We start from the raw sequence: 20,257 nt of genomic DNA on the forward strand, positions 1-20,257 counted from the left end.
CAAAGGAGATGGACATGCAGATTCTGGTAAATGACGAACGCCACGACGTAAGGGCGCCCACGCTTGCGGCGTTGCTGGACGAACTGGGCTATCAGAGCACGGCCCGCGTGGCGACAGCGGTTGATGGCAGCTTTGTCGCGGCGGGCAGGCGGGCATCCATGCCCCTGCATGAAGGCGCGCGGGTGGAAATCCTGGCCCCGATGCAGGGAGGATAAAGACAATGACCCTTTTCTACGGCACCGAACTGGCGTCGCGCCTCATGCTGGGCACGGCGCAGTACCCATCGCCCGAAATCCTGACGGATGCGGTCCGTCGCGCCGGTGCGGGGGTGGTGACGGTTTCCCTGCGGCGGGAGGCGGCGCACGCACGGGCGGGGCAGTCATTCTGGGAACTGATCCGCGCCCTTGGCGTGCCGGTCCTGCCCAATACGGCGGGCTGTCATACGGCCCGTGAGGCCGTAACCACCGCGCAGATGGCGCGTGAGGTATTCGGAACGAACTGGATCAAACTGGAGGTGATCGGCGAATCCGACACCCTGCAGCCAGACATGTTCGCACTGGTTGAGGCCGCGCGTATTCTGACGGAAGATGGCTTCAACGTCTTTCCCTACATGACCGAGGATCTGGTGGGGGCGGAACGTCTGCTGCGCGCGGGATGCGAAGTCCTGATGCCATGGGGCGCGCCCATCGGTTCGGGCAAGGGACTGAACAACCTGTTCGGCCTGCGGGCGCTGCGGGCGCATTTTCCCGATGTGCCGATGGTGGTCGATGCCGGTATCGGCGTGCCCTCCCACGCGGCACAGGCGATGGAACTGGGATATGACGCGGTCCTGATCAATACCGCGGTCGCCAGGGCTGGTGATCCGGCGCAGATGGCCCGTGCCTTCGCCATGGCGGTGGAAGCCGGGCGCATGGCCTATCTGGCCGATCCGATGGAAGAGCGTGATATGGCGGTGCCTTCCACCCCCGTCATCGGGCAGGCGGTGTTATGAGCATGCCGCTTCCCTCACGGATCTACCCGGTGGTGGACACGGCGGACTGGGTTGCGCGTCTGGGGCAGGCGGGCGCCAGCCTGATCCAGTTGCGGCTGAAGGATATGGCGATGGATGACCTGCGCCGGGAAATCCGTGCGGGTATCGGTCATGCGCGTCAGTACGGCGTCTGTCTGGTCGTGAATGATTACTGGCGCATCGCGATTGAGGAAGGGGTGGATTACATCCATCTGGGTCAGGAAGATCTGGACACGGCCGACCTGACCGCCATCCGTGCGGCTGGAATCCGGCTGGGTGTCAGCACGCACAGCGATGCGGAACTGGAACGTGCGCTTTCCGTGGTGCCCGATTATGTGGCGTTGGGGCCGGTATGGCCGACCAGACTGAAAAAAATGCCATGGGGACCGCAGGGCACGGCAAAGCTGAACTCGTGGAAACAGCGCATCGGATCGATTCCGCTGGTTGCGATCGGGGGTGTGACGCTGGAGCGCGCGCCGCTGTGCCTGTCTGCCGGAGCGGACTGTGTTGCCGCCGTGTCCGACTTCATCCGCATGCCCGACCCGGAAGGGCAGGTGAAGGCATGGCTTCATGCCACGTCGGATACGGCCTGCGTATGAAAAACGGACGGCAATGTGATATGGACCGTGTTGTTAATGCAACTTCTGTGTGGCATTATTGATACTCGATTATCGAGGGCGACGGAAAACATCTTTCTCATCCGGGCGTTGGTTCGATAATCCGGTTTCTACCGCTCTGTAACACAATGGACATAATCTGTTCATGGTCAGCCGGTAGGATAAGGCTATAATTATGATATGGCCGAAAGTTGAGGGTTTTGAATGGAGATAGCGGGTCTGGCAGCAATTCTGATGGCTATTGCCGTGCTGCTTGTTGTGGTCAGCGCGGTCCAGCCGCTTGCCCGCCGTCTGGAACTGTCGGAAACCGTTCTGCTTGCCATCGTGGGCATCGTGATCGGTGGCGCGGCCGATCTGGTGCTGCGCAATACCCATCTGGAAATTTTCAGCGGGGCTGCGGAAACGCTTCTGGATTTTCCGCTTAACAGCGAAGCCTTCCTGCTGATCTTCCTGCCCATACTGGTGTTCCAGGGCGCGCTGGGCATTGATGTGCGCAGACTTGCGCATGAAACCGCGACCGTCCTGCTTCTGGCCGTCGTGGCCGTTGCCGTCTCCACCGCCACCATCGGGTTCGCGCTCTATCCCTTTGCGGGTGTGCCGCTGGCGGTGTGCCTGCTGCTGGGCTCGATCGTAGCGACGACAGACCCATCCGCCGTGGCGGGGATCTTCAAGGAAATCGGGGCCGCCAGCCGCCTGACCCGCCTTGTGGAGGGGGAGGCGCTGCTGAATGACGCCGCCGCGATTTCCATTTTCACCATCCTGCTTGGCTCCATCACCTCGCATCACAAGATCATGCTGGGTGGCGCGGTGCTGGAGTTCCTTGTCTCCTTCATCGGCGCCCTGATTATCGGTATCGTATTCGGGCGGCTCACGCTCATGATGATCCCCGCACTGGGTGCGGCCCCGGCGGCGGAGGTGACGCTGACCGTGGCGCTGCCTTACCTGTCTTACATCGTGTGTGATGAATTCCTCGGTTTTTCAGGCGTGGTGGCGACGGCGGCTTCGGGCCTGACCATTTCCATTTACGGTCCGTCCACCTTCCGGCCCCAGACATGGCGGTTCCTTAACGAACTATGGCAGCAGCTTGTCTTCTGGGCGGGATCGCTGGTGTTCGTGCTGGCATCCATGCTGGTGCCCCGCCTGCTGGTGGGCATGACGCGGTGGGACTGCGTGCTGATCCTGCTGGCCGCCGGCGCAGGGCTGCTGGCCCGTGGGGCCGTGGTGTTCGGCATGTTGCCCATCCTTGCCGCCACCAAGCTGTCACCGCCCGTGCCGACACCGTTCAAGGTAACGATGGTATGGGGTGGACTGCGTGGGGCCATTACGCTGGCGCTGGCGCTGGCCGTGACGGAAAACGAGCACGTCTCCAGCAGCATCGCGCATTTTATCGGTATCATCGCAACGGGCTTCGTGCTGATTACGCTGTTCGTGAACGGGCTGTCGCTGCGGTATCTGGTGCTGTTCCTCAAACTGGACCAGCTACCTGCCATCGATCAGGCGCTACGGCACCAGATCCTTGCCATCGGGCTTGGAGAAGTGCGCGACCAGACGCGTGAGGTCGCGGGTGAACTGGGCTTCTCCCCTACCGTAACCGGCACGGTGGTGGATGTGCTTGATCGCCGCGTCCATGCGGAAGAACAGGCCAACACATTCGATACCGCGCTGGGTGACCGGCAGCGCGTGACGCTGGCCCTGATCGTCATCGCCAACCGGGAGCGTTCCATCCTGCTGGACCTGTTCCGCATACAGGGCCTGTCGCGGCGGGTGATGGAAACGCTGCTGCGTTCCGCCGAGGCAATGGTCGATGGCGCGCGTCTCGAAGGGCGTTTCGGCTATGTGCGCGCGCTGCGGCGCAGGCTGCGGCCATCGCTGCGCTTCCGTATCGCGCAGATGATCCATCACCGTTTCAATTTCGATACGCCGCTCATGTACTGCATGACGGAACGCTTCGAGATGCTGATGATCGCCTATTTCGTATCCCTGTCGCTGACGCGTTTCATGCGCCAGCGCATGGAGCCGACACTGGGCCACCGTATCAGCGAGATCGTGGGCGAAGTGCTGGACCGGCAGTGCAAACTGCTTGATGAAGCGCTCCAGACCCTGCGACTGCATTATCATGGCTATTCCGAGGCACTGGAAAACCGGATGCTGCGCCAGATCGCCCTGCGTCTGGAAGAGGAAAAATACGATACGCTGATGTCCGAATCGTTGCTGAGCGAAGAACTGCACCGCGAACTGCACCGCGATGTCGGTCATCGGCGCGAGCAGCTTGATTTCAGGCTGAAATTCAACATCCGTGCCGGTATTGAAAGCCGTATCCGCAACTTCCCCCTGTTTGAAGGGGTTGCCGATGGCGTGCTGCATGACATCGCCATGAAAATGTCCCTTCACTTCACGTCCCCCGGTGAACGGCTGTACCGGCAGGGGCAGAGCGTGCGCACGGTCTATTTCATCAGTGCCGGACTGGCGGAAACCCATTTCCCCAAACATGATGTGCGCTTCGGCGCAGGCGCGGTGCTGGGTGCGGAAGAAGCGCTTCGTGGCGGGCGCGTGGCCGCGACCTGCCGGTCGTTGCAGTTTGGCCACTTCATGACCATGAGCGCCCGGGATTTCTGCAAGCTGGTTGCTGATTATCCGCGTATCGGGGAAAACCTTGAACGGATCGTGCAGGCCTGTGCCAAGGGTGAACTGCCCGATGCGGCCCTGCTGCCGCAGGATGGGGAGGCGGAAGACGTTGCCACGCCTTCATACGACGCCATCGCCCTGGCCACGGCACCGGTCAACCGGGCGATCCCCGTCAAGCAGGATAGTCAGGCGACCGATGCCTGACATTCATCCTGCGTAATAGACGCCTGCTGAAAGCCTGAAGCTAAGCGCGGGTGTGTTCGATCCGGCGTGGCGGGAAAAGAGAGCCTGAATAAAAAACACGACAGGTTTTGGGGTGCCGCCTTTTTTCAAAAAGGCGGCGTTTTTGGTGAAGCTTCTTGAAAAAAAGCTTCACCAAAAAACGTCCTGATGCATTCCAGACAGATCTCTGCGCGTGCGAGATAGATGAAACCCCGGTGAGGGAAACGGTATGCAGGCGCCTGTGTTCCGGATTGCTACCGCCGGGGCTTCCGGTGTGAAAGCAGAGGGCTACGGACCTTCAGAAAGCCCGTAGCAGACGATCAAGATATTCCAGTTCTTCTGGCGGGCGGGTGCGGTCGGAATCGCGGCGGCGCAGTTCCTGTTCAATCTCGCGCGCCCGTTCGCGGCTGGCGTTGTCGGGCACATGGGTTTCGTTATCCATGCCCATGTGGGAATCACCCGTCTTGCGGCCCAAGGGATCACGGTCATTCTTGTCCGTGGCCTGCTGGTCGTCATCATCCTCATCGTCCTGATCGCTGGGATGGATGCCACCGCTGCCCTTGCCGCCTTTGCCATTTCCGCCTGATGCCATGGGCAGGAAAACGGTCATGCCGCCGCGCGCGCTCTGGTTGCGCATGGACTGGCGCATCTGCTGGTCGCCCTGCTGCAGATCGGCCAGCACTTTTTTCTCCGCCCCCGCCGCGTCGGTGTCCTTGCCTGCGCCAAGGGCGGCGCGGACGGCTTTCATATCCGTCTGTGCCCTGTCCAGCGCAGGCGTATCCTTGCCGCCTGCCTGTTTGAACTCATTGCGCAGTTCATGCAGGGCACGGGCAAGGGCATGCTGCACGGCCCGGTCGGCATGCTGCTGCATGGTGCGGGCTTCAGGGGACATGCTTTCCGGTGGTGGCGTCGTGGTGGGGGCCGGGGCGGGCGAAGGCGCGGCATCGGGGGGCGTAATGCCCAACTGGCGCAGCAGGTCGGCCGTGGAAAGGGTGGACAGGTCGGAGCCATCCTCGTCCATGTCGGTCTGGCGGCGGGCGGCATTGCGTTCCTGTTCGCGCTGTTCCTGATCAATGCGTGACTGTGCGTGATCGAGCAACTGGGACTGGCGCGTGGTCAGATCGCGCAGGTCACGGCGCAGTTCGCGCGCCTGCTGGCGGGCCTGCATCTGCTGGGCAAGCTGGGCCATGTCCTGCGGGGTGGCGTTGCGCATGCCTTCGGCCATGTCCTCCATCTGCTGGAGTTTCTGCATCGCGTCCGCATCGCGGCCATTGGCAGCATCATCCTGCAACTGCTGCATCATGCGGCCAAGGTTCTGTTCACCCCGCATTGTCATTTCCGGGATGGCGGGCATGGCCGAATGTTCCCGCATCGCCTGTTGCGCCAGTGCCTGCATCTTGCGCGAAAGGGCATCCTTGAGGGCCTGCATGCGGTGCTGGAGTTCCGCCTGCTGGTCCGCGCCCTGACCGGCGGCGCCCATCTGGCGCATATGTTCAAGCTGTTCGCGCACGGCTTCCTGCGCCGCCTGTACGCCGAAATCGGCCTGTTCGTTATTTATGTCGTGGCGCTTATGCTCGATATCGAGTGCAAGAAACCACAGTCGTCCGGTTGCCTGCGCAAGGGCGTATTCATCGCTTACGTCCTCGCTATCCAGCACGGCTGCCGTACTGGTCAGGGCCAGCATGAAGCCTGCCTGATGCGTCAGCACGGTGTCGGTCTGTCCCAGCGCCAGCAGTTCCCGGCTGCCCTGTGTCCGGTTTTCCCGGTGCAGCGCCATGCGCTTGCGGATATCAAGTATCGCCTTGGCCACCGGATTGGTGAATGAACGTGCCCCGATGCGCATGCGGATGGGGGTGGATGTCGCGGTGACATTGCTGCTGCTGGTGGCCACCAGCCGGGCTGTCACCTCTTCTCCCGCCCACGGATTTTCGGACAGGTCAGGTGTCGCCACATCATCCGCCACGCGCGGATGACCATTGAGCGGGATCGGTACGGAGGTGATGAGCTGTCCGCTATCAGGCGCAATCAGTTCCGCATGCAGGCTGGTGATGCCGTAGGGCTGCGATACATGATAGGGCAGGCGGGTCCGCCATTCGCCCTCATGACTGCCCGGGTCTTTGCCCCACGCGATTTCAGGCGCGGGGTTGGGCGTTACCTTCAGGTTCCATTGCGCCAGCGTGCGCCCACGGCCGCGCAGGGTCAGCGTGCCGCTGGCCAACAGGGGCGATTCGGTATTCCAGCTTGCCTGTCCCAGCGCATGGAAGGTATGCGCGCCCATGACCGGTTGCCGACCGTCGCGCCGCACCCGCAGGACGGGCCTGCCGTTCAGTCCGTTCAGCGTTACGGTCAGTTGCGCGCCCGCTGGCACGGTTGCGTCCGTATGGGCGGCGTCAAGAAAGACCGGCGCGCCGGGGGCGTAAGCTGGCATGGTGATCCATGCATTGACCTGTGGCGCGGGGGTGTCAGCATCATCCACGCCGGGCACGAAGGCTGCCATGATCCGGCTGGGAGCATGACCACCCGTCCATAACAGACCACCTGCCAGCACGGCGGCAAGAAGGGGTGTAGCCTGCCACCCGCCGGTTGTGTGCAGGTTCGGGTGCGGCCAGCCGCCACGCAGTCGCCCCAGTGATGCGGCGGTGCGCTGCAGATGCACCTGCCACAGATAGGCGATCTGTGGCGTGGTCGCGTTGGCAGGATGGTCCTGCAATGTGCTGAGCTGCTGGCCGGACAGGCCCGATGCGCGTTCCACCCGCCGGTCGGTTTCGTGTGCGGTAGGGGGGCGGATACGCTGCCACTGCCGCCACGTCGCATAGGCCGTGCCGCCAAGGATCGCTGCCAGGACAAGACCGTGCAGCCCATCGGGCATGGACTGGGGCAGGCGCGTAAGCCCCAGCGCCGCAATACCCATGACAGCATTGGCGGCAGGCAGCATGAGCGGCCACAGCCGCTCCACCCACAGGGCACGCCGGGCCTGCTGGCGCGCATGGGCCAGACGTCGCGGCAGGGTGGTGCCGCCGGGCTGGGTGCTGTCCTGCCCCGCTGTCATAGGCCTCCGCCAGCGGGGAGGAGCGCGGTATCCACCCATTCGGGAATGCGGTCGGCACCCCACAGTTCTTCCGTCTGCTGACGGTCGCGGATGACGGACCAGCGGTTGCCATCCACCATGACCTGTGCCGCCAGCGGGCGGGCGTTATAGGTTGAACTCATGACCATGCCATAGGCGCCGCAGTCCAGCAGCGCGAGCCGCGAACCGGCCTCCATATGTGGCAGGCTGCGGTCATGGCCAAAGGTATCGCCACTTTCGCATACCGGTCCCACCACATGCACCTGTTCGACCGGCGCGAAGGCTTCCGAGGGTGAAAGCGGCAGGATTCCGTGCCACGCATCGTACAGGCTGGGGCGCATGAGGTCGTTCATCGCCGCGTCCAGCACAAGGAAGGGGGGCATGCCGTCATAGCCGGATTTGCGCAGGATGACGGTGCTGAGCAGCACCCCGGCAGGTCCGGCCAGCCAGCGGCCCGGTTCAATGGCAAGGCGCGTGCCCAGATCGCCAAGTTCGGCATGGATGGCGCTGGCAAGGGCTTCGGGCGCCCCCTCGCCTTCATCGCGGTAGGAAATGCCAAGCCCGCCACCGCAGTCCAGCACGTCAACCGCAAGACCGCGCGCGCGGATGGTGCGCACCAGTTCCGCAAGCTTCGCGTAGGCGGTGCGGTAAGGCTGCATACGGGTGATCTGGCTGCCGATATGCATGGCAAGCCCTACGGCGCGGATGCCGGGCAGGGCTGCCGCATGGGCGTAAAGCTCCGCCGCGCGGTTGTAGGGAATGCCGAATTTGTTGGTGGCAAGGCCCGTGGTGATCTTGGCATGGGTACCGGCATCCACATCGGGGTTGATGCGCAGGGCAACCGGCGCATCCAGTCCTTCATCCACGGCAACGGCGGAAAGAAGATCGAGTTCCTCCGCACTTTCCACATTGATCTGGGCAATGCCCGCGCGCAGGGCCAGCCGCATTTCATCAGCCGTCTTGCCAACGCCCGAAAAGACGATCCGGCGTGCGGGGATGCCCGCCGCCATGGCCCGGCGCAGTTCGCCACCGCTGACCACATCCGCCCCGGCCCCTTCGGCGGCCAGTACGCGCAGCACGGCCAGATGATCGTTGGCCTTGACGGCGAAATGGATCGAGACAGGGGTGTCCGTTCCCTCGAACGCCGTGGCCAGCCGCCGGTAACGTGCGCGCAGCGTGCCCGCGCTCATGACCCAGGTGGGTGTGCCCAGCGCATCCGCAATGGCATTAAGGGGCACGTCTTCCAGCACAAGCCCGTCCACGGCATGCATGGACAGCGCCGGACGGACGGCCAGAAGATCGGAAACGGAGGGGTCCTGTCCGGGACAGGTGAGGGGAGCATCAGCCATGATGGCCGCTACGATACCGCCTTGCTCCGCCGCTTCCAAGGTGCTTGACGCATGAAAGGATGGGAAGCACAAATCAGTCATGGAAAATGACCCTCTTGTGCAGGCGGCGGTGGAGGTAAGGCTGCGGGCCTACGCCCCGTATTCACGCTTTCAGGTTGGCGCGGCGGTCGAGACAGCCGATGGCAGGATGTTCGCCGGGTGCAACGTGGAAAATGCGGCCTACCCGGAAGGGACCTGTGCCGAGGCAGGCGCCATCGCGGCCATGGCTGCGGCGGGCGCGCGTGAAATCCGGCGCGTGGTGGTGTGTGGCGGACTGGATACGCCCTGCACGCCGTGCGGTGGATGTCGGCAGAAGATCAGGGAATTCGCAGGCCCAGATACCACGGTCACCATGGTATCGCCGCAGGGAGGCGTGCTGCTGGTGCGCACGCTGGCGGACCTGCTGCCCGACAGTTTCGGGCCGGGCAGCCTGTCCTGACCGCGCGGTATCAGCGGTCGGGGCTGGGATAGCTCCTGTAATACCCATCTGACCGCGCGGGCTGATGGGGCGCGCCGATGCGCCCGCAGGCGTCAAGCGTTGTGGCCATGGCCGCCAGCACGCCTACCATCAGCATGATTCCGGCGATCCGCCCGCGCAGGATGGCAAGAAGGCGCATCATTCCGCCCCCAGCGTTTCCAGCCAGCGTGCGGACTGGGCGCGGACGTTATCTGCCGCAGTGCCGCCATGGCTGGTGCGTGACGCGATGGAGGAATCGACATCCAGCACCGAAAAGATATCTTCGGTAATGCCGGGTTCTTCCGCCTTCATTTCCTCCAGCGTCAGGTCGGCAAGACCCACGCCCTTCGCTTCCGCCTTGCCAACAAGCCGTCCGGTTACGTGATGGGCGGTGCGGAACGGCACCCGGAGCACGCGCACCAGCCAGTCGGCCAGATCGGTTGCGGTCGAGAATCCCGACCCCGCATAGGCCCGCATCTGCTCCGCATTGACGCTGAGGTCACGGATCATGCCGTCCATCGCAGCAAGGCTGAGTGCCGCGGCATCCGTCGCGGCGAATACGGGTTCCTTGTCTTCCTGCATGTCCTTGGCATAGGCCAGCGGCAGACCCTTCATGACCGTCAGCAGCCCGACAAGCGCGCCGGTAATGCGCCCACCCTTGGCGCGGACCAGTTCTGCCGCGTCGGGGTTGCGCTTCTGCGGCATGATGGACGAACCCGTGGTGAAGGCGTCCGACAGACGGATGAAGGAGAAGGGGGCGGAACACCAGATCACGATCTCCTCCGCCAGACGGGACAGATGTACCGCCATGATCGACAGTGCTGAGAGGTATTCCAGCGCGAAATCACGGTCGGATACGGCATCGAGCGAGTTGGCTGTCGGGCGGTCGAAACCAAGGGCGCTGGCCGTCATTTCCCGGTCGATGGGGAAGGAGGTCCCTGCCAGGGCTGCGGACCCCAGTGGCGATTCATTCAGCCTGCGCCGGGCATCCAGCAGCCGCCCCCGGTCGCGCGCCAGCATTTCCACATAGGCCATAAGGTGATGGCCAAAGGTCACGGGCTGGGCGGTCTGCAGGTGGGTGAAGCCGGGCATGGGGGTGGCAGCATGTTCCGCTGCGCGCCGCGCCAGTGCGCGCATGAGGGATGCGGCCTGCTGGTCAAGACCATCAATGGCGTCGCGTACCCACAGGCGGAAATCGGTCGCCACCTGATCGTTGCGTGACCGCGCGGTATGCAGGCGCTTGCCAGCCTCGCCAATCCGGTCGGACAGGCGGGCTTCGATATTCATGTGAATATCTTCCAGCGCCGTGCTGAATTCGAACGTGCCCGCCGCGATCTCGCGCCCGATTTCATCCAGCCCTTCGGTAATGGCGCGGGCATCGGCGTCGGAAATGATGCCGGTTCTGGCCAGCATGGCGGCATGGGCCTTGGAACCCGCGATATCCTGCCGCCATAATGCCTGGTCAAAGCCGATCGAGGCATTGATGTCCTGCATGATCGCGGCCGGCCCCCCGGCGAAGCGCCCGCCCCACTGCGCGTTTGCTTTCTGCGCGTCCTGATCCGTCAGCTTTTTCGCGTTCCCCGGCATCCTGTGTTCCAGCTACCCCAAGTGTGATGAAGGATTATATATGGCATCATGCCATGGCAGCCGCACCCTACCGGTGTGATGCGTCCGACACAATCTTTGCTGTGGCCCGTTGCTCAGGTGCATCCGTCCTGTCATGCAGGGGGAGGGTTGCGGCGTGGGGTCTTTTACTCATGCCGTGGGGACTGTAGGGTCATGTTTCAACCCGCCCATGGCATAGGACGCCCCGCCACAATGCAGCATGCAGCCCCTGCGCAAGAGCCGTCACGTCTGCTGACGCAGGATGATCCGGCACCCGTCATCCAGTTCGGCACCTCGGCCATCGGGGCGCAGGCGCTCCCTCCCGGTCTGCCTTTCGTGCTGGTCAGCGACCATGCCGGTCGCGCCATTCCCGCCACGCTGGGCGATATGGGCGTAAGCGACCGGGACCGGGATCGTCATATCGCCTGTGATATCGGCATGGCCGAAACCGGGCGGCTGCTGGCGCAGGAACTGGACTGTGTCCTGATCGAACAGGCGTATTCCCGCCTTGTCATTGACTGTAACCGTGCGCCGGGACATCCGACATCCATCGTGCGGCATAGTGATGGCACGGTCGTGCCCGGCAATGCCGACATTACCGCCCATGAGGAAGGCCGCAGGGTAGAGGAGATATTCCTGCCCTATCACCAGCGGATCGGGGCCGAACTTTCCGCCCGTCTGGATGCGGGCCTGCCCGTGGTGCTGATTTCCCTGCACAGTTTTACCGACCGCATGAACGGGCAGGCGAGGCCATGGCATACGGGGGTTCTGCACAACCGTAACCCGGCCTTCGGGCTGCGGGTGCGCGACCTGCTGCGTGCGGAAGAGGGACTGGTTGTGGGAAGCAACGAACCCTATGCCCTGACGGATGTGAGCGATTATACCGTGCCGGTCCATGCCGAAGGGCGCGGCCTACCCTATCTTGAAATCGAGATCCGGCAGGACCTGATTTCCGGGCCGGAGGGGCAGGCGGAATGGGCGACGCGGCTTGCGCGTATCCTGCCGCAGGCATGGCAGGAGTTCAGCGGTCAGGCCATGGGCGCGCGTAAACAGACAGCCTGATGGAAAAGATAATGGAACAGAGGCCGCGTATCGACGGGCATACCCTTCTGGCCGGGGTGATCGGCTGGCCGGTGGCGCATTCGCGTTCCCCGCTCATGCATAATTTCTGGCTGGAAAAAAGTGGCGTCAATGGGGTGTATGTGCCCCTGCCGGTGGCGCCGGGGCAGTTTGAGACCGCCGTGCATGGCCTGCGGGCGGCCGGTTTCCGGGGCGTGAACGTGACCATCCCGCATAAGGAGGCGGCCTACCGGATCGTGGACCGGCTGGACCGTTCGGCTGAACGCTCCGGTTCGGTCAATACGCTGGTCTTCGCCGAAAACGGGACGATTGAAGGATATTCCACCGATGGTGACGGTTTCGTCGCCAATGTCGAGGCGCATGGCATTGAAGTCGCGGGCGGCCGTGCCCTGCTGCTGGGGGCTGGCGGCGCGGCGCGCGCCATTGCCGCAAGCCTGCTGGACCGGGGGGTGAAGGTCATTGTCGCCAACCGCACCCGTGCGCGTGCGCAGGTGCTTGCGGCCTCCCTTGACGGGATAGAGGTGATTGACTGGGAACAGGCCGGGCAGGCCCTTCCGTCATGCACGCTTCTGGTCAATACGACCTCCATCGGCATGGAAGGGGTGGCCGACGGGGCTTTCCCGTTCAGCCTGGAACAGGCCAGCCCTGATCTTGTGGTATGTGATATTGTCTATGTGCCACGACAGACGGGCCTGCTGGAACAGGCTGCCGCACGGGGGCTGCGCACGGTTGATGGGCTGGGTATGCTGATCCATCAGGCCGGGGAAGGCTTTCGCAAATGGTTCGGCGCGATGCCGGACATGGGACCGGAGGTCGAAGCCCTGCTGGATGCCGATCTGCGGCGTGCCCGCGCGGGCTGATCGGACGGGCAATGCGCGTACTCGGGCTTACCGGCGGGATCGGTATGGGCAAGTCCACGACCGCCGCCATGCTGGAACGGGCGGGCGTGCGGCTGTTCGATGCCGATGCCGTGGTCCGCGCCCTTCAGGCCCCGCATGGGCGTGCGCTGCCTGCCATTGAAAATCTGGTGCCCGGTTCCGTGCAGGACAATGTGCTGGACCGGTCGGCATTGCGGCGCGCGGCCCTGTCCGATCCGGCTGTCATGCGCGGGCTGGAGAAAATCATCCATCCCATGGTCAGTGCGGCGCGGCGGCAGTTCCTGCAGCGCGCCCGGCGTGATGGATGCCGCTGGGTGGTGCTGGACATTCCGCTGCTGTTTGAAACTGGGGCGGAGCGGTTGTGTGACCGTGTCGCGGTCGTCAGTGCGCCTGCACCAGTGCAGCGCGCGCGCGTGCTGCGCCGTGGGCGGATGACACCGGCCCAGATCGATGCAGTGCTGGCGCGGCAGATGCCCGACCGGCTGCGACGGCGTAAGGCGGATGTGATTATTGAAACCGGCCTGTCACGTTTCAATACGGTGCGACAGGTCCGGCGGCTGTTGCGCGCCATGCGTGAAGATACGCCCATCGCATGGGCGCAGGCCAGAAGGAAGTCAGCATGAAGCGTTCCATCCTGTTCGATACGGAAACCACCGGGCTTGATCCGCTCAAGGGTGACCGCGTGATTGAAATCGCGGCGCTGGAACTGATGGGCGACCTGCCCACCGGCAACAACTTCCATGTGCTGATCGATCCCGAACGGGACGTGCCCGAGGAAGCATCCCGCGTGCATGGCTTCACCCGTGCCGACCTTGAGGGAAAGCCCAAATTTGCCGAGATCGCAAAAGGGTTTCTGGATTTCGTCGGCGATGATGCCCTGATCGCGCATAACGCACGCTTCGACTTCGGCTTCCTTAATGCGGAGCTTGGGCGGGCCGGGCTGCCGGAACTCGACATGGGGCGCATGGTCGATACGCTGGACATGGCGCGCGAACGCTTTCCCGGCATGCCCAACAGCCTCGATGCCCTGTGCCGCCGCTTTTCCATCGACCTGTCCGAACGTACGACCCATAACGCCCTGCTGGACTGTCGGCTTCTGGCCGCCGTCTATCTGGAGCTGACCGGTGGCAGGCAGCGCGGGCTGGGGCTGGCGGTGGAAGAAGGCAGTGGCGGCATCGCCACCTATACCTATGCGCGTCCCGCAGGTCACCAGCCGGTGCGTGTCCAGCCGACGGAAGCGGAAATCGAGGCCCATCAGGCATTTGTGAAGCGATTATCCGATCCGCTGTGGCTGGCATGAGGATACGGCATGTAACAAAGGGTTGGTCAGCCAGCCCGTCTGGGTTAGGGTCGGGACGTTAATCGTACCGGATGTCTTGAACAGGAAGAGAGCATTGTCCACGGACGAGATTGTCGATCCCACGATTGCCCCTTCCGATCAGTTCAGGCGCTTCCTGCTCCATATCGGTATTCCGGTGGCCGGCGTCGTTTCGGTCATCGCCGTTATTGCTGGCGTAGGGTGGCATTCCTACCGCACGGTGCGCACCGGCGCCCTTGCGCTTACGCATGACCTGCTGGTCAGCCAGCAGGACTATATCGCCAAGGAAGTCAGTTCCTTCCTCATGCCCGCTTCGGCGGGGGCGATCGTGGCGCGGGACATGCTTGAACACGGCGCACCCGCGGTCGAACAGAAGATATTCAATGCCTACAGCAGTACCATGCTGCGCAACGTACCACAGATCCAGTCTTTCTATCTGGCCGACAGTGATGGCAATTTCAGTGAACTGGAGCGTGGGCCGGACGGACAGGGTGTAGCCATTACAACCCTGCAGAACCCCGGAACGGACAACTCGGTCTTTGCGCATGAACAGCGCGACGCGCAGGGCAAGACCGTCCGGCAATGGCAGACCCCGTCGAAACAGTATGATCCGCGCGGGCACGGATGGTTCACCGATACGATCAAGGCGGGACGCGAATACTGGACCCACCCTTACCTTGTGGAAATGACCCGGGAACTGACGCTAACGGCGGCGGTCCCGTACAAGGGGCTGGATAACAAGACCTATGTCTATGCCATCAACCTCTCGCTCGACCATCTGAACAGCTTCCTCAATTCGCTCAAGATCGGTCAGAGCGGCAACGCCATCCTGATGGATCATGACGGGCATGTTCTGGCCGGACACGCCATGAAGGAAACGCTGGCCAGAGCCAATGGCGACCCGCTGAAGATGGTGCTCGATCCCAGCCAGTTCCCGGTCATGAGCAAGGCATTCGACCAGTACCGGGTTCATGGTTATGGCGCGCGCACCGTCCGCGTGAAGAACCGGAACTATGTCACCATCACGGCCAACCTGCCGGTGGGGACGGATAGCTGGGTGCTGCTGCTGGTCGCGCCGGAAGATGATTTTTCGCGCTTCGCCATGGCGGACGGGCGGCAGAACCTGCTGTTCTCCATCCTCGTGGTGCTGATGGCGTCGGGGCTGGGTTTCCTGCTGTTCCTTCAGGCCCGCAGGGGCGAGCGCATGCACCGTCAGATCGAGCAGGCGCATGCCGTGGCCAACTATGAAAGCCATGCCCTGCAATCCGTTGCGGCCTATCCCGAACTGTTCAATCCCGAAGATAATGCCCTGATCCTGACCGAGGCACTGGCCGATCAGTCGCTGGCCCGGCGTGCTGCCATATGGCGTATCCTGCATGACGGGCACACCCTGATGTGCATCGATTCCTACGACCGGCAGCAGGACGTGCATTCCGGTGGCTTTGAAATGGCCACCACGGATCTCAAGAGCTTCTTTGATTCCGTATCCCACGGGGATGCGCTGGTCATAGCCAGCGCGGCGGATGATGACCGTACGTCCGCCTTCTACCGGGTCTATATGCGCGCCTTCGGCAGCAGGGCGCTGTTCTGCAATCCCATTCTGGGTAGCAGCGGGCCGGTAGGCGTCATCACGCTGGAAGATGCGCCGCGGGCGGAAATGGTCTCCCATTTCGTGGACATGATCGCCGGTGTGGCTGCCGCCCGTTTTTCCGCGCAGCATTATACGGCCGTAGCTGCGGCAAGGGAAGAACTGGAGTCCGAACCCACGGCGGAGGAAGAACCACGCGACCCTAGCCAGGGTTTCCTTCTGCAACCCGCCGCCATGACGGCGGAAGGTCAGCCGTCCGCGACGGACATGACCAAGGTGGACGGATTCTATCCCGCCGTGGCCATCATGGTCATCAGCCTGTCGGACATCGTGATGACGGCGCAGGACGATCCGACCGCGAATATCAAGCTGATCGATACCATGGCGGGGATATTGCAGGATATCGCCCATCAGTGCGGGCTGTATTCCATCCGTATGCTGGGGCATCGCGTGGTCTGCGTTGCGGGCTGTTCGCGTGTGCCGGACAAGGGGGCCGCGTATCGCATGGCCAACGCCGCGCTCATGATGCGTGAAAGCACGCTGTCCATGCTGGCGAAGGAAGACATGGACCCGGTTTTCCGTATCGGTATTGATGTCGGGCCGGTATTTGGCGGCATGCTGGGCAAGGAACCGCAGGCATTCAACCTGTGGGGCGACGCCATGGGCATGGCCGAGATGATGGCGCAGGGCGCGCCGGATGTGGGCACCATTCAGGTATCGGAAGAAGTGTATGTCGCCCTGCGGCAGAATTTCCTGTTCCGTGAGCGTGGACGCTTCTTTATCCCCGGTGTCGGTCTGACCCGTACCTATGTGCTGGCCGGACGGCGATGACGGATATTCCCACCTCAGGGCAGGCCAGCATGCCCCAGGGCGGGCAGACACCCGGCATGGGACCGTCGGAGCCTGATAAGGCGGGCCGCGTCATGCTGGTGTTGCGGCGTTTTGCGCCGTGGCTTGCCAGTATCGGACGCCTGACGCGCCATCAGGTCCGTTTCACGCTACTGCTGATCGGGGCGGGTTGGGGCACGCTGCGCGAAAGCCTGCGGCCCAATTCATGGCGCAGGCCGGTTATCTATGAATTCCGGGCGACCCTGCGGCAGGTCGTCGGCGGCGGTTTCCTCAGCATTGTGGTCACGGCCACGCTGACCGGCCTCATGGTCGTGTCGCAGGCTGCGTACTGGCTGGGCTATGCCGGCATGGCGCAGATGACCGGGTCCATCCTTGTTTCCGTTCTGGTGCGCGAAATCTCGCCCATCCTTGTGGGGATCATCCTTATGGGGCGTAGTGGCATGCTGTGCCTGACGGAAATCGGGATGCTGGTGCTGGGTGGCGAAGTGCGCGGCCTGCAGGCGCGGGGGATCGATCCGTTTCTGGCGCTGGTCATGCCGCGCACCTTTGCCTTCACGGTCGGGGGCTTCACGCTGGGGATGATCTTCTCGGTCGTGTCGCTGCTCATGGGGTTCATGGTGGCGCATGCGAGCGGGGCCATCACATCCTCGGTCTGGACGTTCTTTTTCAACGTTCTCGGGGCCATGACCACGTGGGATTACCTGATCATTCCGCTTAAATTCGTGCTGGTCGGCTTCTTCGTCGGGCTGGGCGCGTGCATTTCAGGGCTGACCGTCAGCAGCAATGACACCATGGCCAGCATCATGCCGCGTGGTTTTGCGCGCGGGATCATGCTGGTGCTGGTGGTCAATATCCTCTTCATGCTGGATTTCTGACCATGACAGCCAATGCACCCCTGCTGGAACTGCGCGACGTTGTGCCCACCTTCGAGGAGAGCGGGCTTATGCCCGCACCTTACAACCTGCGCATCATGCCCGGCGAATGCGTGGTCATCGACTGCCGTGATGAAAACCGCGCTGCCGTATTTGCAGATCTGTGCACGGGCATGATTTCACTCAGCCAGGGTAGCATCCGGTTCATGGGGCTGGACTGGACCACGTTACGCGACAGGCAGCTTAATGCACTGCGGGGCCGTATTGGCCGTATTTCACGCAGTGGAAGCTGGCTGAACCTGTTCGGCACGCATCTCAACATCATGCTGCCGCACCTGTACCATACCAACGACCCGCTGGATAACGTGGTTGAACATGCCACCGAACTGGGCCGCAGGTTCGGTTTTCCCGGCCTGCCGATTACGGCGCCGGACCGGCTTTCGGCAGCGGATCAGGCGCGGGCGGCATGTGTAAGGGCATTCCTCGGCCGGCCCGACCTGCTGGTGCTGGAAGACATATCCGACGTGCTGCCTGAAGAAAATGTGCTGCCGTTTTTTGAAATGATGACCGCAGCACGCGACCGGGGGTGTGGCGTGCTATGGTTTGTCCGCTCCGCGGTCGCGTGGCGTGAGTATCGCAAGGCGGTCAATCTCCACATGCGCCTTCTCGATGAAGGTCTTTTTCCCATGCGGGTGATGTAATGGTCCAGAAACAACAGTCAGACGGAATCCGGCAGCTTGTGCGTGTCCGTTACGCCGATGAATGGGTGGGTATTCTTGTCCTGCTGTCGCTTGTCATCCTGTTCGGCGCGGTGATTGAAGCCGGTGTGCTCCATGACTGGCTGCGACCTGCGGGCAGGCTGAGGATCGTGCTGCCTGAAAATGGCGTAAGCGGCCTTGCCGTGGGCGATGATCTGGAGGTGATGGGCATTCACGCGGGCACCGTGCGTCGCGTGCGCATCAATCCGTCGGGCGGCATGTATGCGATTGCGGAGATCGATCCCGATATCGAACCCTATATCCGTCATGACAGTTCGGCCATCATCCGCAAGCGTTTTGTCGTGGCCGGCGCGACCTATATCGACATCTCGCGCGGGGCGGGTGAAAAGCTGGACTGGAGCTACGCGGTGCTGAGCGCCACAAATGCCCCCAACCCGGCGGATACCATTACCCAGACCTTCAGCGATATCCGTGACCGCGTCATTCCCGTTCTGGATAATGCCCAGCACATGATGGCGACGCTGGACGCCACCATTACGGACATGCATGCGGGCAAGGGCTCCATCGGGCGGCTTATGACCAATGATGACCTGATCCGTCAGGCCGAGCAGATGATCACCACGCTCGATGCCACGGTCAGCCAGCTTGCGCCGATTGAAAAGCAGCTTGCAGGCGTCATGGACAAGGCCAGTGCCAGCATGACCAACGTGCAGAAGGCGACGGGCGACCTGAGCAACGCAACGCCCGCCATCACCCATAACCTGCAGGATGCCAGCCAGCAGCTTCCGGTGCTTCTGGTGCAGGCGCAGTCCACCGCTGCCAGCCTGCAGAAGCTGGTCGACCAGATGCGGGGGCTGTGGATACTGGGTGGTAATGGAAACAAGGCGAAGCATGGCCATGCCCGCCTGCCAGCGCAGAAGGTGCAGCCGTGATCATGAAAAAAGACTATGTGGCACTGGGGCTGGTGCTTGCGCTGGCCGGATGTGGCGGGGGTGAAAAAGCGGCATCCCCTACCGACAGCACCCTGTCGCAGGACATGGAGACGGCCCGTGACGCCGTAAGCCTGGAACGTCTTTCGGTAGCCGAACAGCAGTATCGCGCGGCAGGTGAGCGTGCGATCGCGCGTGATGATGTCACGGCCATAGGCGATTCAGGCTATAATCTTGCGACGGTCGAACTGGACGAAAACAGGCCACAGGATGCGCTGGCCACCATCACGGCTACCCGTTCTGCGCTGCAGGTGCGCGGGCAGGCCGGGGATGATGCCGGACTGGATCTGGTGCAGGCCGGGGCGCTGTACCGTCTTGGCCGCAATGCGGAAGCGGCATCCGTCGCAGCACGCGCGGCAGCGGCGCAGGATGTGGATATTGCGGAAAAAGGCCAGTTCATCCGTGGCCTGATCGCAGATGATGGGGGCGATCAGGCCACGCTGGCATCGGTTGCGGCCTATTTCGCGACGCTGACGGGCAAGGTGCCCGCAGGCTGGAGTGCGGATGCCAGGGAAATGGCTGCCCGCAACCTGCTTGCCACGGGTGGTAGTGCCCGGACAGCATGGCAGGATGCGTTGCAGGCCGCGACAATCCGCCAGCAACAGGTGGATTACCGCGATATGGCGCGTGCTCTGGGTGTCGCCGCAATGGCTGCCAGCAAGGCAGGTGATGCGCAGGCCGCCGCGCAGCTTTACACCCGCGCCAGCCAGAGCGCAGGGCAGGCAGGTGACAAGGTTGCGGCTGAACGCTGGGCACGACAGGCCGGATCATCAGCGGCGGTTGACCCGTTCGTGCTGCCCGCGGCTCCAGCCCGCAAGAAATAGGCCGGTCTGAAAACGGCTTGTCCAATGGGAAAGGGCCTGTCCAGCTTATAGCCGGACAGGCCTTTTTTCCATCAGTCGGTCAATGGGCAGCCATTGAAGGCCGCCCGACAAACATTTGATAAATCGCACAGAAGCCTTTTGGTAAGGCGT

18 protein-coding genes are annotated in these 20,257 nt (G+C 62.9%); 14 read left to right on the forward strand and 4 right to left on the reverse strand.

Annotated elements, in window-relative coordinates:
• Positions 1-14 precede the first annotated feature (14 nt).
• From thiS to CFR79_RS05875, 4 genes are all read left to right on the forward strand, one after another.
• Positions 15-215, forward strand: a complete 201-nt coding sequence (thiS, locus tag CFR79_RS05860) for a sulfur carrier protein ThiS (protein ID WP_110547260.1) — start codon at positions 15-17, stop codon at positions 213-215.
• A 5-nt stretch (positions 216-220) separates the two neighbouring features.
• Positions 221-991: a thiazole synthase gene (locus CFR79_RS05865; RefSeq protein WP_110547225.1), complete on the forward strand. Its 771-nt coding sequence runs from the start codon at positions 221-223 to the stop codon at positions 989-991.
• Complete coding sequence (locus CFR79_RS05870; protein WP_110547226.1) at positions 988-1,608, forward strand: thiamine phosphate synthase; 621 nt, start codon at positions 988-990, stop codon at positions 1,606-1,608. The genes CFR79_RS05865 and CFR79_RS05870 overlap by 4 nt, the downstream gene beginning before the upstream one ends.
• Before the next feature lie 222 nt (positions 1,609-1,830).
• Complete coding sequence (locus CFR79_RS05875) at positions 1,831-4,455, forward strand: cation:proton antiporter (RefSeq protein ID WP_110547227.1); 2,625 nt, start codon at positions 1,831-1,833, stop codon at positions 4,453-4,455.
• Between the two features lie 316 nt (positions 4,456-4,771).
• Here the strand turns inward: CFR79_RS05875 and CFR79_RS05880 are convergent, their stop codons facing one another.
• Positions 4,772-7,522: a DUF4175 domain-containing protein gene (locus CFR79_RS05880; protein ID WP_110547228.1), complete on the reverse strand. Its 2,751-nt coding sequence runs from the start codon at positions 7,520-7,522 to the stop codon at positions 4,772-4,774.
• A complete protein-coding gene (lysA, locus tag CFR79_RS05885; RefSeq protein WP_110547261.1) occupies positions 7,519-8,889 on the reverse strand; it encodes a diaminopimelate decarboxylase in 1,371 nt (456 codons plus the stop codon). The genes CFR79_RS05880 and lysA overlap by 4 nt, the downstream gene beginning before the upstream one ends.
• 79 nt (positions 8,890-8,968) lie before the next feature.
• Between lysA and CFR79_RS05890 the strand changes: the two genes are divergently transcribed.
• Positions 8,969-9,367 (forward strand): cytidine deaminase, encoded by a 399-nt coding sequence (locus CFR79_RS05890; protein ID WP_110547229.1) that lies wholly within the window; start codon positions 8,969-8,971, stop codon positions 9,365-9,367.
• A 10-nt stretch (positions 9,368-9,377) separates the two neighbouring features.
• On the opposite strand, the gene CFR79_RS15795 is transcribed toward CFR79_RS05890, so the two are convergent.
• On the reverse strand, positions 9,378-9,548 hold the full coding sequence (locus tag CFR79_RS15795) for a hypothetical protein (protein WP_181417369.1): 171 nt from the start codon (positions 9,546-9,548) through the stop codon (positions 9,378-9,380).
• Positions 9,545-10,972, reverse strand: a complete 1,428-nt coding sequence (gene argH, locus CFR79_RS05895; protein WP_102324325.1) for an argininosuccinate lyase — start codon at positions 10,970-10,972, stop codon at positions 9,545-9,547. The genes CFR79_RS15795 and argH overlap by 4 nt, the downstream gene beginning before the upstream one ends.
• A gap of 231 nt (positions 10,973-11,203) precedes the next feature.
• Here argH and CFR79_RS05900 point away from each other — a divergent pair, with 231 nt between their 5' ends.
• From CFR79_RS05900 to CFR79_RS05940, 9 genes are all read left to right on the forward strand, one after another.
• Positions 11,204-12,052 (forward strand): N-formylglutamate amidohydrolase, encoded by an 849-nt coding sequence (locus CFR79_RS05900; protein WP_110547230.1) that lies wholly within the window; start codon positions 11,204-11,206, stop codon positions 12,050-12,052.
• An 11-nt stretch (positions 12,053-12,063) separates the two neighbouring features.
• On the forward strand, positions 12,064-12,930 hold the full coding sequence (locus CFR79_RS05905) for a shikimate dehydrogenase (RefSeq protein WP_110547262.1): 867 nt from the start codon (positions 12,064-12,066) through the stop codon (positions 12,928-12,930).
• 11 nt (positions 12,931-12,941) lie between these two features.
• Entirely contained in the window at positions 12,942-13,571 is a 630-nt protein-coding gene (gene coaE / locus CFR79_RS05910) for a dephospho-CoA kinase (protein ID WP_110547231.1), read from the forward strand.
• A complete protein-coding gene (gene dnaQ, locus CFR79_RS05915; protein WP_110547232.1) occupies positions 13,568-14,248 on the forward strand; it encodes a DNA polymerase III subunit epsilon in 681 nt (226 codons plus the stop codon). The genes coaE and dnaQ overlap by 4 nt, the downstream gene beginning before the upstream one ends.
• Before the next feature lie 94 nt (positions 14,249-14,342).
• A complete protein-coding gene (locus tag CFR79_RS05920) occupies positions 14,343-16,685 on the forward strand; it encodes an adenylate/guanylate cyclase domain-containing protein (RefSeq protein ID WP_110547233.1) in 2,343 nt (780 codons plus the stop codon).
• Entirely contained in the window at positions 16,682-17,578 is an 897-nt protein-coding gene (locus CFR79_RS05925; protein ID WP_373280085.1) for an MlaE family ABC transporter permease, read from the forward strand. Before CFR79_RS05920 ends, CFR79_RS05925 begins: the two co-directional genes overlap by 4 nt.
• 2 nt (positions 17,579-17,580) lie before the next feature.
• Positions 17,581-18,276, forward strand: coding sequence for a P-loop NTPase family protein (locus CFR79_RS05930; protein ID WP_102324320.1), 696 nt, complete (start codon positions 17,581-17,583; stop codon positions 18,274-18,276).
• Positions 18,276-19,226 (forward strand): MlaD family protein, encoded by a 951-nt coding sequence (locus CFR79_RS05935; protein WP_110547234.1) that lies wholly within the window; start codon positions 18,276-18,278, stop codon positions 19,224-19,226. Before CFR79_RS05930 ends, CFR79_RS05935 begins: the two co-directional genes overlap by 1 nt.
• A gap of 2 nt (positions 19,227-19,228) precedes the next feature.
• Positions 19,229-20,107, forward strand: coding sequence for a hypothetical protein (locus CFR79_RS05940; RefSeq protein WP_408884560.1), 879 nt, complete (start codon positions 19,229-19,231; stop codon positions 20,105-20,107).
• Positions 20,108-20,257: the final 150 nt, after the last annotated feature.

The sequence above is a fragment of the Komagataeibacter saccharivorans genome (assembly GCF_003207825.1).
In the GTDB taxonomy this organism is placed as follows: Bacteria; Pseudomonadota; Alphaproteobacteria; order Acetobacterales; family Acetobacteraceae; genus Komagataeibacter; species Komagataeibacter saccharivorans.